General features: G+C 36.6%; 11 protein-coding genes. All 11 read left to right on the top strand.

Annotated features, from left to right (window positions below):
* Position 1: 1 nt before the first annotated feature.
* The gene (locus DZB84_RS01675; protein ID WP_116350511.1) at positions 2 to 925 is read left to right on the top strand and encodes a dipeptidase; all 924 of its coding nucleotides are present in this window, start codon (positions 2 to 4) and stop codon (positions 923 to 925) included.
* A 328-nt stretch (positions 926 to 1,253) separates the two neighbouring features.
* Positions 1,254 to 2,990: a 2-oxoacid:acceptor oxidoreductase subunit alpha gene (locus tag DZB84_RS01670; protein ID WP_116350510.1), complete on the top strand. Its 1,737-nt coding sequence runs from the start codon at positions 1,254 to 1,256 to the stop codon at positions 2,988 to 2,990.
* A gap of 1 nt (position 2,991) precedes the next feature.
* A complete protein-coding gene (locus DZB84_RS01665) occupies positions 2,992 to 3,858 on the top strand; it encodes a 2-oxoacid:ferredoxin oxidoreductase subunit beta (RefSeq protein WP_116350509.1) in 867 nt (288 codons plus the stop codon).
* 249 nt (positions 3,859 to 4,107) lie between these two features.
* A complete protein-coding gene (gene miaB, locus DZB84_RS01660) occupies positions 4,108 to 5,637 on the top strand; it encodes a tRNA (N6-isopentenyl adenosine(37)-C2)-methylthiotransferase MiaB (RefSeq protein ID WP_116350508.1) in 1,530 nt (509 codons plus the stop codon).
* 1 nt (position 5,638) lies between these two features.
* On the top strand, positions 5,639 to 6,070 hold the full coding sequence (ricA, locus tag DZB84_RS01655) for a regulatory iron-sulfur-containing complex subunit RicA (protein ID WP_116350507.1): 432 nt from the start codon (positions 5,639 to 5,641) through the stop codon (positions 6,068 to 6,070).
* A gap of 337 nt (positions 6,071 to 6,407) precedes the next feature.
* Positions 6,408 to 6,950 carry an outer spore coat protein CotE gene (locus tag DZB84_RS01650; protein WP_116350506.1) on the top strand — a complete coding sequence of 181 codons (543 nt, stop codon included), beginning with the start codon at positions 6,408 to 6,410 and terminating at the stop codon, positions 6,948 to 6,950.
* 121 nt (positions 6,951 to 7,071) lie between these two features.
* A complete protein-coding gene (gene mutS, locus DZB84_RS01645; protein WP_116350505.1) occupies positions 7,072 to 9,675 on the top strand; it encodes a DNA mismatch repair protein MutS in 2,604 nt (867 codons plus the stop codon).
* 28 nt (positions 9,676 to 9,703) lie between these two features.
* Entirely contained in the window at positions 9,704 to 11,599 is a 1,896-nt protein-coding gene (gene mutL / locus DZB84_RS01640; protein WP_116350504.1) for a DNA mismatch repair endonuclease MutL, read from the top strand.
* A 192-nt stretch (positions 11,600 to 11,791) separates the two neighbouring features.
* Entirely contained in the window at positions 11,792 to 12,739 is a 948-nt protein-coding gene (gene miaA / locus DZB84_RS01635; RefSeq protein ID WP_116350503.1) for a tRNA (adenosine(37)-N6)-dimethylallyltransferase MiaA, read from the top strand.
* 94 nt (positions 12,740 to 12,833) lie between these two features.
* Complete coding sequence (hfq, locus tag DZB84_RS01630; RefSeq protein ID WP_010282243.1) at positions 12,834 to 13,058, top strand: RNA chaperone Hfq; 225 nt, start codon at positions 12,834 to 12,836, stop codon at positions 13,056 to 13,058.
* A 425-nt stretch (positions 13,059 to 13,483) separates the two neighbouring features.
* Positions 13,484 to 14,410, top strand: a complete 927-nt coding sequence (gene spoVK / locus DZB84_RS01625) for a stage V sporulation protein K (protein ID WP_116350855.1) — start codon at positions 13,484 to 13,486, stop codon at positions 14,408 to 14,410.
* Positions 14,411 to 14,416 lie beyond the last annotated feature (6 nt).

Below are 14,416 nucleotides of genomic sequence, written 5' to 3'. Positions count from 1 at the left end.
TTTGAAAATATTTGATGCCCATTCCGATGTTTTATATAAAATGTGGATGGACCCTACCATTGATTTTGCCGACTCACCGAAATTACATATTACATATAATCAATTAAAAGCAGCAGGTAGCAAAGTGCAATGCTTTGCGATATATATTCCTGAAGAAGTAAGAGCGGAAAGCCGGTTTGAAACAGCGTTAGAAATGGTAGAAATTTTTTATAAGAGAGTAATTGCCCCTTCGCCGTTATTAAAAGCGGTACGAACGAAAGAGGACATTGTGGCCTTGAAAGAGAATGAGATAGGTGCTTTCTTAACGTTAGAAGGCTGTGACGCAATTGATCAAAGTATAGTAAAACTTCAAACGCTTATTAGGCTGGGTGTGTCGTCTGTTGGGCTAACATGGAATTACGCTAATTTTGTTGCGGATGGCATAGGAGAAGCTCGTGGAGCGGGGCTATCAAGCTTCGGTAAAGAGGTTGTGAAGGAGCACAATAGGTCATTAATTTGGACAGATGTATCCCATTTATCAATCAAAGGGTTTTGGGATGTCATGGAAATAGCGGATTATCCGATTGCCTCTCATTCAAATGCAATCTCAATTTGCAATCACCGACGCAATCTTCAAGACGATCAAATACGCGCACTCATACAAAAGAATGGCATGATTGGAGTCACGTTTGTCCCGCAATTTTTAAATAATCAGGGCAGTGCAACTATAGATGATGTATTGAAACATCTTGACTATATTTGTTCATTAGGCGGAGAAAACCATGTTGGATTTGGATCTGATTTTGATGGTATAACAGAAACAACCACTGGACTTGAATGCTTCCTAGGGTACGAAATTCTTGTAAATAACTTGTTAAAACATTACACAGAGAACCAGGTGAGAAAATTCTTATATGATAATTTTATAGAGAATTTACCTGTGTAAAAGTAGCTCTTGTTCTAACTGAATGAAATTAAATTAATTGAAAAATAAAAAAATATACATTTTTCTTCATAATTTGCTTACTAAGGGTTGCTTTTTTTCGTTGATAGGTCTAGAATGAAAGCGTTTAGTACATATCCAACAGGATAAATTCGGACAGCTTTTTGCACTTCATTTTTGGTGAATTAATCCCAACTTTGTTGTTGGAAAAGGTCCTGTATCTAATCACTAGAATTCACATAAAAAATCTATTACTGCAGAGTTGGAAAGTGCTATACACTCAAACCTAAAAAAAATCTTATATAGAACGTATTCCAAAGGGGTGTAAGTCATGATCAATCAACTTTCATGGAAAGTTGGCGGACAACAAGGGGAAGGAATCGAAAGTACTGGGGAAATCTTTTCCATAGCTTTAAATCGTTTAGGCTACTATTTATACGGTTATCGCCATTTTTCATCACGTATTAAAGGTGGTCACACGAATAACAAAATTCGAGTAAGTACAACTCAAGTTCGTTCAATTTCAGATGATCTTGATATTTTAGTAGCTTTTGACCAAGAGACAATTGATTTTAATTTTCATGAGTTACGAGATGGCGGAGTTGTGTTGGCGGATGCTAAATTCGGACCAACCATTCCTGAAAACACCAATGTTCATTTATTTTCTGTTCCTTTTACTCAAATTGCAACTGAACTTGGAACGTCCCTTATGAAAAACATGGTTGCTATTGGTGCAACTAGTTCCTTATTAGACCTCGATTTGAATGTGTATTTAAATGTTGTAGAAGAAATCTTTGGCCGTAAAGGTCAGCAGGTTGTAGAAAAGAATATGGAAGCGATCAAAGCAGGTGCTAAATTCCTACAGGATCAACTTAGCGAAGACGTAAAAATGAAGCTAGAAAAAGCAGACGGAAAACAGCGCATGTTCATGATTGGTAATGACGCAATTGCTTTGGGTGCTCTAGCTGGTGGAGCAAGATTTATGCCTGCATACCCAATTACCCCCGCTTCTGAAATCATGGAATACCTAATTAGCAAACTACCTGAATTTGGTGGAACAGTAATCCAAACGGAGGATGAAATCGCAGCGTGTACAATGGCAATTGGCTCTAACTATGCCGGTGTTCGTGCATTTACTGCTTCTGCAGGACCAGGTTTATCATTAATGATGGAATCAATCGGATTATCAGGTATCACTGAAACACCACTTGTTATTATTGATACACAACGTGGAGGACCTAGTACTGGTTTGCCAACAAAGCAAGAACAATCTGATTTAATGGCAATGATTTACGGTACGCACGGAGAAATTCCTAAGATCGTAATGGCACCTAGCACTGTACAGGAAGCTTTTTACGACATCATCGAAGCATTTAACCTTGCTGAGGAATATCAATGTCCGGTTATTTTTCTAACAGACTTACAACTTTCACTTGGTAAGCAATCAGTTGAACCACTTGATTATTCTCAGATTGAAATCAGACGTGGAAATCTAGTTCTTGATGATGAATTACCAGAATTAGAGAATAAGGAATATTTTAAGCGTTATGAAGTAACAGATAGTGGAGTATCTCCACGTGTAGTTCCAGGCGTAAAAAATGGAATCCACCATGTAACGGGTGTTGAACATAATGAACAAGGTAAACCATCCGAGGTTGCAAGCAACCGTAAGGATCAAATGGAAAAACGCCTTAGAAAGGTTAAAAACATTCAATTCAAGACTCCTGTCCATAAAAATGTGAAACATGAAGAGGCAGACCTTTTAGTTGTAGGTTTTAACTCAACTCGAGGTGCGATTGAAGAAGCCATGACTCGCCTTGAGAATGATGGTATTAAAGTAAACCATGCTCAGATTCGTTTAATTCATCCATTCCCAACTGACGAAATTTTACCTTTGGTTCAATCAGCTAAGAAAGTATTAGTAGTTGAGAATAACGCTACAGGTCAGCTCGCAAACATTATGAAGATGAATGTAGGACATGCGGACAAGATTACTAATTTCTTAAAGTATGACGGTAATCCGTTCCTACCTCATGAAGTTCACACAAAGTGTAAGGAGTTGTTCTAATATGGCAACATTTAAAGACTTTCGTAATAATGTAAAACCTAACTGGTGTCCAGGATGCGGTGACTTCTCCGTACAAGCGGCAATTCAGCGTGCGGCTGCAAATGTTGGACTTGAGCCTGAACAGTTAGCTGTTATCTCGGGGATTGGATGCTCAGGACGTATTTCAGGATATATCAATGCCTATGGATTGCACGGTATTCATGGACGTTCACTACCAATTGCTCAAGGGGTAAAAATGGCTAACCGTGATTTAACCGTTATTGCTTCAGGTGGAGACGGTGATGGTTATGCAATTGGGATGAGCCATACAATTCATGCGATTCGTCGAAATATCGACATCACATATATTGTTATGGATAACCAAATTTATGGTTTAACAAAAGGCCAAACTTCACCAAGAAGTGAAATGGGCTTTAAAACAAAGAGTACGCCACAAGGCTCGATTGAGTCTGCGCTTTCCGTTATGGAAATGGCTTTAACTGCCGGGGCAACTTTTGTTGCGCAAAGTTTCTCTACGGACCTTAAAGATTTGACAGCACTAATTGAGGCTGGCATTCAGCATAAAGGTTTCTCATTAATTAACGTATTTAGCCCATGTGTTACTTATAACAAGGTGAACACATATGATTGGTTTAAAGAAAACCTAACAAAACTAGCGGATGTAGAAGGATATGATCCATCTGATCGTTCTATGGCTATGCAGACATTGATGAAGCATAATAGTCTCGTAACAGGGCTTATCTATCAGAATACAGAAAAGCCTTCCTATCAAGAACTTGTGCATGGATATAATGAAACTCCACTCGTGCATGCTGATTTGAATCTGGATGAAGAAAAATTCAATAAGCTAGTTGCAGAATTTATGTAATACACTAACCCTACTAAGGATTTTTGTCTTAGTAGGGTTTTTGTTTTAACCTTTACTCACTGTTTTTTGAATGATAAAATAGGCATGTATGTCTTGGCTATGAAAAATGTACAAATTTCTACATTTTCTATGGTTTTATTGTATTAAAATTTGTTAAACCTTATACTAGTTAAATGTGTAGGTTTGTAGTGTTAAAGAATTTAAAAACTTTACAACAGATCGTTTTTGTAAAAAGGAAGGAGATACCACATGAACGAAAAACAACGTCTTGAAAGTACTCAAGTAAAACCTGCGGACAAAAAATCCGAAAAGGATTACAGTAAGTATTTTCAATCCGTTTATCAACCACCTTCATTAAAAGATGCGAAAAAACGTGGTAAAGAACAAGTTAATTACTTAAAGGAGTTTTCAATCCCTGAGGATATGAAAAATGCAGGAAAAGGAAAACGCTTTTTAATCCGTACGTATGGTTGTCAAATGAACGAGCATGATACGGAAGTAATGGCTGGTATTTTTATGGAGATGGGCTATGAGCCAACTGAAAATACCGAAGACGCAGACATTATTTTACTTAATACGTGTGCGATTCGTGAAAACGCAGAAAACAAAGTATTTGGTGAAATCGGACACCTTAAACCATTAAAACTTGAAAATCCAGATCTTTTAATTGGAGTTTGTGGATGTATGTCCCAAGAAGAATCAGTGGTTAATAAAATTCTTGAAAAACATCAATTTATTGATATGATTTTTGGTACTCATAATATTCACCGCCTTCCTCATATTGTAAAAGAAGCGATGTTCAGTAAAGAGATGGTTGTTGAAGTATGGTCTAAAGAAGGTGACATTATTGAAAACCTTCCAAAAGTACGTAAAGGAAATATCAAGGGTTGGGTCAATATTATGTATGGTTGTGACAAATTCTGTACTTACTGTATCGTGCCTTATACACGTGGTAAGGAGCGGAGCCGTCGCCCAGAAGATATTATTGAAGAGGTACGACATTTAGCAAGACAAGGATATAAAGAAATTACCTTACTTGGTCAAAACGTAAATGCTTATGGTAAGGATTTTACTGATATCAAATATGGTTTAGGTGACTTAATGGACGAGTTACGTAAGATTGATATCCCACGTATTCGTTTCACAACGAGTCATCCTCGTGATTTTGATGATCATTTAATTGAAGTACTTGCTAAAGGTGGAAACCTGATGGAACACATCCACCTACCTGTACAATCTGGAAGTTCTCAAGTATTAAAGCTAATGTCTCGTAAATATACTAGAGAATCCTATTTAGAGTTAGTTCGTAAAATGAAGGAACAAATTCCAAATGCTTCCTTCACAACAGATATCATAGTTGGTTTCCCTAATGAAACGGATGAACAATTTGAAGAAACTCTTTCTTTATATAGAGAAGTAGAATTTGATTCTGCCTATACCTTCATTTATTCACCACGTGAAGGAACACCAGCAGCAAAAATGGAAGATAACATTTCAATGGAAGTGAAGAAGGAAAGACTTCAGCGTCTTAATGCACTTGTAAATGAGATTTCTGCAAAGAAAAATCTTGCATACCAAGATCAAATTGTGGAAGTTCTTGTTGAAGGTGAAAGTAAAAACAATCCGGATGTTTTAGCTGGATATACAAGTAAGAATAAGCTGGTCAACTTCAAAGGTCCAAAATCAGCAATTGGTAAAATTGTAAAAGTAAAAATTATACAAGCAAAAACTTGGTCATTAGATGGGGAAATGATCGAAGAAGCGGTAGAGGTGAACTAAGATGGCACAATACACAAAAGAGCAAATCGTTGAGCGTGCAACAGAACTTGCAAAAATGATTGCAGAAACAGAAGAAGTTGATTTCTTTAAACGTGCAGAAGCACAAATCAATGAGAACAAAAAGGTTCAAGAGATTATAGAGACAATTAAAAGCTTGCAAAAACAAGCAGTTAATTTCCAGCACTACGGTAAGTCTGAAGCATTAAAGCAAGTGGAAGAAAAAATTGATAATCTACAAGCAGAACTTGATAGCATCCCAGTTGTAGAAGAATTCAAAAACTCACAACTTGAAGTGAATGATCTTCTCCAGCTTGTAGCACATACGATTTCAAACAATGTAACAAATGAAATCATTACGTCTACTGGCGGAGATTTATTAGCTGGTGAAACTGGTTCAAAAATGAATAACAAAAGTGGCTGTGGTTGCCACTAAAGATATGAGGCAAAAGCGTAAAGCTTTTGCCTTATTTTTTTTGCTTGGTCATGTAGAGATTATATTTTTGCTTGTACCGCTTTTAAAAAAAGGTACATAAATGGGCGAACGCGCATACAATGAACTATACGGTAATCGTAAGGTTGATGTATAAAGAGAAGGACATTGCGTTTTTTTAGTACTTATTTTGAATGGTTAATTCAACTTTTTTCCATGTACTTAAAAGTAAGATATCGAGGTACTGCAAAAAGTTTCGAAAAAGAAATCAGTCTTTATCACACTAGTCAAATGTCCCGCATAGGATGAATTGAAGATTGATTGAGGAGGGTATGTTCGAATGTCTGAATACAGAGAGATTATCACAAAAGCTGTTGTAGGAAAAGGACGTAAGTTTTCGCAGTCTACTTATACAATTTCACCACCACACCACCCATCCAACATTTTAGGATGCTGGATCATTAACCATCAGTATGAAGCGGAGAAAAAAGGGAATACGGTAGAAGTAAGTGGCAGATTCGATGTCAATACATGGTATTCTTTTGGTAACAATACAAAAACAGAGGTTGTTACAGAAACACTTTCATACAAAGATTCCATCAAACTCAAGTATAGAGATGAGAATTTCTTAGGTGATGACTGTGATGTAATTGTTGAAGTGTTGCAACAGCCAAATTGCTTAGAATGCACAATTTCACCTAATGGGAACAAAATTCTTGTTGAGGTAGAAAGAGAGCTTCTTGCAGAAGTGATTGGCGAAACAAAGGTATGCGTCCATGTAAATCCAGATGGTTGCTATGACGACATAAAAGATTGGGATGTAGATGACGAAGAATTTGAGGATTTAAATCCTGACTTCTTAGTGGGGGATTTAGAAGAATAATTGAAACTAGGAGGCACGACTTCCTAGTTTTTTTTCATTTAATGGCAGACAAGTCTCCCCCATCCCATTTTTAAATTATGTTATAATATGAACAGAACTATAGTTGTTGGGGGATTAATAAATGGCAGAATATACGCCGATGATAAAGCAATACTTAGCGATAAAGGCAGATTATCAAGATGCCTTTTTATTTTTTCGACTTGGTGATTTTTATGAAATGTTTTTTGAAGATGCAATAAATGCATCCCAGATTTTAGAAATAACCTTAACGGCTAGAGATGGTGGAATGGATGAAAAAATCCCGATGTGTGGGGTTCCTTATCACTCGGCTGCTGGATATATTGAACAATTAGTGAATAAAGGATATAAAGTGGCAATTTGTGAGCAAACGGAAGATCCAAAGCAAGCAAAAGGTGTCGTTAAACGAGAGGTTATTCAATTAATTACACCTGGTACTGTGATGGAAGGAAAGAATCTTTTAGATAAAGAGAATAATTTTTTAGCTTCTGTAACAAGTTTTTCAGATGGTTTTGGATTTGCATTAACCGACTTATCAACTGGTGAAAATAGGGTATCGTTATTGTCTTCAAATTTTGAAGATGTGATCGGAGAAATTTATGCAAATAGTGTAAAAGAGGTAGTTGTTCCATCTGATTTTGAGGAAATGTATAAAAAAGCGATGATGGAACGCTGTCAGGTTACAATTTCACAAGAGGATAATTGTGAGGTAGCAGGACATTTACAACAACTAACCAATCGTCTTGATGATGAAAAGTTAGTCCTTGCATTTGGAAGATTATTAAATTATCTAATGAAAACACAAAAACGATCACTGGATCATTTACAGCAGGTTCAGGTTTACTATACAAATCAATTTATGAAAATTGACCTTTATTCTAAGCGTAACTTAGAATTAACAGAAACGATTCGAAGTAAAGGGAAGAAAGGTTCTTTATTGTGGCTTTTAGATCAAACAGTTACCGCGATGGGAGGACGTCTGTTAAAGCAATGGATTGACCGACCACTATTAAATAAAAATGAAATTGAAGCTCGTCTAAATATGGTTCAAACCTTTATTGATCAATATTTTGAGAGGTTAGAATTAAGAGATTTATTAAAGGAAGTCTATGATCTAGAACGTCTTGCTGGACGAGTAGCCTATGGGAATGTCAACGCAAGGGACCTGTTACAGTTAAAAAAATCGCTCGAACAAGTACCTGGTATTTATAATCTTGTGACCAAGCTACAGCATCCATATGCAGACAATCTAGGAAATCAAATGGATCTTTGTGAATCACTAACTGACCTTTTACAGCAATCTATTAAGGAATCACCTCCAATGACGATTAAAGAAGGAGATATTATTAAGGATGGTTTCAACGCCACTCTTGACCAATATCGTGATGCCAGTCGGAATGGAAAAACATGGATTGCAGCATTAGAAAAACAAGAACGAGAAAAAACAGGAATCAAGTCCTTGAAAATTGGATATAACCGTGTATTTGGCTATTATATTGAAGTTACGAAGGCAAACTTGCAGTTTTTACCGGAAGGTATGTACGAAAGAAAACAAACATTAACAAATGCCGAACGTTTTATCACCCCTGAGCTTAAAGAAAAAGAAACATTAATTCTTGAAGCGGAGGAAAAGATTGTCCAGTTGGAATATGATATTTTCCTCAATATTCGTGAACAAGTGAAAGAATATATTCCAAGACTTCAGTCTTTAGCAAAGGTAATTAGTGAACTGGATGTTCTACAATGCTTCGCAACGATCAGCGAGGAGCGCCATTATTGTATGCCTCATTTTTCAGAGGACAAGCTCATCATTAAAGATGGACGTCATCCTGTTGTTGAAAAAGTAATGCAAGCTCAGGAATATGTTCCAAATGATTGTGTAATGGAACAGGGCCGTTCCCTACTACTTATCACAGGTCCCAATATGTCTGGTAAGAGTACGTATATGAGACAAATTGCCCTTACTTCGATTTTGGCCCAAATCGGCTGTTTTGTTCCGGCAAGTGAAGCGACCCTGCCGATTTATGATCAAGTGTTTACAAGAATAGGAGCAGCGGATGATTTGATTTCTGGGCAGAGTACATTTATGGTGGAAATGCTTGAGGCCAAAAATGCGATTGTGAATGCAACATCTAGGAGCTTATTATTGTTTGATGAAATTGGACGCGGGACATCCACTTATGATGGGATGGCATTAGCTCAAGCGATTATTGAGTATATTCATGAAAATATCGGAGCTCATACTCTATTTTCTACACATTATCATGAGTTGACCGATTTGGAAGCAGCACTTGAAAATTTAGTCAATGTTCATGTAAGTGCAATTGAGGAAAATGATAATGTTGTTTTCCTTCATAAAATTAAAGAAGGGGCAGCAGATAAAAGCTATGGGATCCATGTCGCTAAGCTTGCGGAGCTTCCAGATAACTTGATTGAACGTGCAAATGAAATTTTGAACCAACTTGAACAAGGTGAAAAGCAAATAGCAGCAACAAAGGAAGATTCAAGTGATCTTTCTGATAATCTGCAGCTTTCGTTTTTTGAGGAATCAAAGGAATCAAAGGCTAGTTATCAAAAAGAAGAAAAGTCACTATCTTCAAAAGAGAAGGATATATTGAAATCCATTAAAGAGATGGACATTATAGGTCTTACACCACTAGAAGCCATCAATCGTTTATATGAAATTCAAAAACAATTAAAAGCATAAAAATAAGTTAAGACAATGAGGTGATGGCATGGGGAAAATCATCCAATTAGATGACCTTCTTTCAAATAAAATAGCAGCAGGGGAGGTAGTCGAACGCCCAGCCTCTGTTGTGAAGGAATTAGTCGAGAATGCTATTGACGCAAATAGCACAATAATTGAAATTGAAATAGAAGATGCAGGTCTTTCCAAAATTCGAATTATTGATAATGGAGACGGGATGGACAGTGAGGATTGCGTAAATGCCTTCCATCGACATGCTACAAGTAAAATAAAGGACGAAAATGATTTATTTCGAATCCGTACGTTAGGCTTTAGAGGAGAGGCACTCCCGAGTATTGCCTCCGTATCCGAGCTGGAAATGAAGACAAGCACCGGGGACAATTCGGGTACACATATTTTAATTAAAGGCGGACAGCTTGCCTGGAAAAAGGCAACGAATAGTCGCAAGGGAACGGATATTACAGTTTCAAATCTCTTTTTTAATACTCCAGCACGCTTAAAATATGTCAAAACAATTCATACAGAGTTGGGGAATATTACCGATGCTGTAAATCGAATCGCACTTGCTCATCCAGAAATTTCATTTCGTTTACTTCATAATGGGAAAAGACTTTTATATACAAGTGGAAATGGTGATGTTAGACAGGTACTCGCAGCAATCTATGGTTTAAGTATTGCAAAGCAAATGGTGCCTATCCATCTAGAATCCTTAGACTTTACAGTCGAAGGTTTTGTATCTATGCCAGAGGTAACAAGAGCTTCGAGAAACTATATCTCAACTATTATTAATGGTAGATATATAAGAAACTATGCGCTTGTAAAAGCCATTCAACAAGGCTATCATACTCTTTTACCAATAGGAAGATTTCCAATTGTTTTACTTGATATTAAGATGGACCCATTATTAGTGGATGTCAACGTTCATCCAGCAAAACTAGAAGTCAGGATTAGTAAAGAATCTGAACTTAATCAATTAATTGACGAAGGCATCAAAGAAGTTTTTAAACATAAGCAATTAATCCCAGATGCAGCATATCCTAAGAAGAAAGAAGTTCAGAAATCTGAGCAACAAGAATTTGTGTTTCAACATTCTATAAAAACAGAACCTCAGGAGCAGTACCCATATCTCCCTAGATTTACGGAGACGGTAGAAGAGGCTCCTAGGAAAGAAGAAACGATAGTCGAGACAGTAACACATATAAGCCAACCTTCATATGAGAATAAATCGGTTGAAATGGAAAACGTAGTGATTGCTGAAAATGAGGATGCAGCGGATGCTGTAACGGAAAATAGTGAAGAAACGGAAATCAAAAATTCTGTAGTAGCCGTAAATCTAGATGAACGTGTTCCGGTCATGTACCCAATTGGGCAAATGCATGGAACCTATATCCTGGCTCAAAATGAGAAAGGATTATATATCATTGACCAACATGCTGCCCAAGAACGAATCAAATATGAATATTTCAGAGAAAAAGTTGGCGAAAATATTTCCGATTTACAGGAATTGCTTATCCCAATTACTCTTGAGTACTCGACTGATGAATGTATAAATATAAATGCACACATGCAGGACTTGGAAAAGGTCGGGATATTCCTCGAACCCTTTGGACATAACAGTTACATTGTTCGGTCACACCCACAATGGTTTCCGAAAGGGGAAGAAAAAGAGGTTATTGAAGAAATAATTGAGCAAGTGCTAAATGATAAAAAAATAGAGATTAAGAAATTGAGAGAGGCAGCAGCGATTATGATGAGCTGTAAAGCATCGATTAAGGCAAATCATCACTTACGGAACGATGAAATATTTGCTTTACTCGAAACTCTTCGTAAAACAAGTGATCCATTTACATGCCCACACGGTCGACCAATCATCATACACCATTCGACCTATGAAATGGAAAAAATGTTCAAACGTGTTATGTAACGATAGGATGATAAGGGTTGAAAACTCGCTGAATTGGCGAGTTTTTACCATATAAGTCAAAAGTTGTATAAAGTTTAGTTAAGATTAGAAAAAGGTGTTATTTTCTTAGCCGATTTGGTTATAATAATTTAGTATTCGTCTAATTATCTATGTTACGATAATAGTATGAATTGAAGTAAAGGTAGTGATTGATTGGAAGAATCGAAAAAAGAGAAACTAGTCGTTCTAATTGGTCCAACCGCTGTTGGTAAGACAAAATTAAGTATAGAGCTTGCGAAGAAGCTAAATGCCGAAATCATTAGCGGAGATTCCATGCAAATTTACAAAGGAATGGATATCGGCACGGCGAAAATTTCGATTGATGAAATGGAGGGGATTCCACATCATCTCATCGATATAAAGGAACCCCATGAAAGTTTTTCGGTTGCCGAGTTTCAAACCGTTGTAAGAAATTTAATTTCAGACATACATAGTCGTGGTAAATTACCGATGATAGTTGGCGGGACTGGGCTTTACATTCAATCTGTGATTTATGATTATCAGTTTACAGATGATGCATCTAATCCCGAGTATCGAAAAACGCTCGAACAACAAGCTAATGATAATGGTGTGGATTCTCTTTATCAGGAATTAAAAGAGATTGATCCAGAAAGTGCCGAGCGAATTCATCCTAATAATGTAAGAAGAGTCATTCGTGCTTTGGAAATTTTTAAAACAACAGGAAAAACGATGACAGAATATATGAAAGAACAGAAGCAAGAGCTCATATATGACCTTGCCCTTGTTGGATTAACAATGGACCGAGACAAATTGTATGACCGAATTAACGATAGAGTTGACATGATGATAGAATCAGGGCTACTTGAAGAGGTCTCCACATTTCATTCTCAAGGTTTACGTGATTGCCAATCTATTCAAGCTATTGGTTATAAAGAACTTTATCGTTATTTAGATGGCACATTATCCCTAGATGAGGCAATTAATGAGTTAAAGCAAAATACCCGGAGATATGCGAAACGTCAATTAACTTGGTTTCGAAATAAAATGGATGTAAAGTGGTTTGATATGACAGGGAAAAATGGGTTTGAAGAAAAATTTAATGAAATTTATAAATATATAGCAGGAAAGCTGGGAATTTAGGAGAATAGATTATAATATGATTATTCGTTTTGTCCAATAAAAAGGACAATGACAGCTCCAGCATATTGCGGGAAGATTTAGAGGAGGACAGTTCATGAAACAAGCTATTAATATTCAAGATCAGATTTTAAACCAACTGCGTAAGGATGGGACATTTGTAACTGTATTCTTATTAAATGGATACCAATTACGAGGATTAGTAAAAGGGTTTGATAATTTTACAGTATTATTAGAAACAGAAGGAAAGCAACAGCTTATCTATAAGCATGCGATCTCTACTTTTGCCCCACAAAAAAATATTAAGCTTGAGCTTGAATAGCTAACGAAAAACAACCTTACTTTTAAAGTAGGGTTGTTTTTTTTCATCTTGTCTAATTTTTCTTCAAGATTTGAAAAGTGCCTCATATACATATAGTGTTATGGAATATTATTTTCTGGGAAAGCGCAATCTTTGACAAAAAACAAGGGTCTTTTGTCATAAAAGTGAAAAAAATGTTGAAATAAAAAGGGAAATTTAGTTTGCGATTTAGGTCTAGCTCCAGGCGCCATCGGCTCTTTGGTCTAAGCCAATCGCTTCGGAAGGTAAAAAGCTCCTTCTGTCAGCGCTCGTCTTATGCTTGTCACCGATAGGCGGGCGCGCTTAGCGCTTTTCTTATTTCCTTGGGCTTTTGTCACGAATTGAACCCAGCAGCGTATAATGTACTACAAAATGAGAGGTGAGAGCTCTTGGATCAACCAATTACAATGAAGAACAATGGACAAATAAATGTTGTTTTAAATGGAGAAAAAAAGAAATTAAAGGTCTTGCATTCAACTTCTAAAGAAGCAGTTTTAACAAAAATCCAAACGAAGCATGCGGCTCTTGTGGAAATAGAGGAAGAAATGAGCACTCTTGTTGGTATGGATGAAATGAAAAAAATGGTAAAAGAAATATATGCATGGATATACATTAATAAAAAACGTGAAGAACAGGGATTAAAGGTAGGTAAGCAAGCGTTACACATGATGTTTAAAGGAAATCCTGGAACAGGTAAGACTACGGTTGCTCGCTTGCTAGGGAAGTTATTTCTACAAATGAATGTCCTCTCAAAGGGTCATTTGATTGAAGCGGAAAGAGCCGATCTAGTTGGAGAATACATTGGGCATACTGCACAAAAGACAAGAGATTTAGTAAAGAAAGCTATTGGTGGCATTTTATTTATTGACGAGGCTTATTCTCTAGCAAGAGGTGGGGAGAAGGATTTTGGAAAGGAAGCTATTGATACACTTGTAAAGCATATGGAAGATAAACAACATGAATTTGTTTTGATATTAGCTGGGTATTCAAAAGAAATGGACCACTTTCTCTCTTTAAATCCAGGATTGTATTCCCGTTTTCCATTAGTCATTGATTTTCCGGATTATTCGGTTGATCAGTTAATGGAAATCGCATCAAAAATGATGGTGGAGCGGGAATATATGTTCAGTCCTGAAGCGGAGAGGAAATTACGTGATCATTTAATAGCTGTAAAAATGGATTCTTTTCCTGGTAAATTCAGCAATGGCCGCTATGTACGGAACGTGATTGAAAAATCGATACGCTCACAAGCGATGAGATTACTAATCGATGACTCATACAGTAAACAGGAACTTCAAACAATCAGAACGCAGGATTTAGTTTTTAAGGAATAAACTTAC

Origin of the sequence: Bacillus sp. HNG (assembly GCF_003400205.1) — a bacterium.
GTDB lineage: Bacteria > Bacillota > Bacilli > Bacillales > Bacillaceae_L > Ferdinandcohnia.
The sequence above is the reverse complement of the archived record's forward strand: the minus strand, read 5'-3'. Positions and strand labels throughout refer to the sequence as shown.

What these genes read in the sequence shown, in the direction of transcription:
- DZB84_RS01670 (WP_116350510.1), top strand. Translation starts at nt 1,254, where the DNA reads ATGATCAATCAACTTTCATGGAAAGTTGGCGGACAACAAGGGGAAGGA.
- DZB84_RS01665 (WP_116350509.1), top strand. Translation starts at nt 2,992, where the DNA reads ATGGCAACATTTAAAGACTTTCGTAATAATGTAAAACCTAACTGGTGT.
- DZB84_RS01650 (WP_116350506.1), top strand. Translation starts at nt 6,408, where the DNA reads ATGTCTGAATACAGAGAGATTATCACAAAAGCTGTTGTAGGAAAAGGA.
- spoVK (WP_116350855.1), top strand. Translation starts at nt 13,484, where the DNA reads ATGAAGAACAATGGACAAATAAATGTTGTTTTAAATGGAGAAAAAAAG.
- hfq (WP_010282243.1), top strand. Translation starts at nt 12,834, where the DNA reads ATGAAACAAGCTATTAATATTCAAGATCAGATTTTAAACCAACTGCGT.
- miaB (WP_116350508.1), top strand. Translation starts at nt 4,108, where the DNA reads ATGAACGAAAAACAACGTCTTGAAAGTACTCAAGTAAAACCTGCGGAC.
- mutS (WP_116350505.1), top strand. Translation starts at nt 7,072, where the DNA reads ATGGCAGAATATACGCCGATGATAAAGCAATACTTAGCGATAAAGGCA.
- ricA (WP_116350507.1), top strand. Translation starts at nt 5,639, where the DNA reads ATGGCACAATACACAAAAGAGCAAATCGTTGAGCGTGCAACAGAACTT.
- mutL (WP_116350504.1), top strand. Translation starts at nt 9,704, where the DNA reads ATGGGGAAAATCATCCAATTAGATGACCTTCTTTCAAATAAAATAGCA.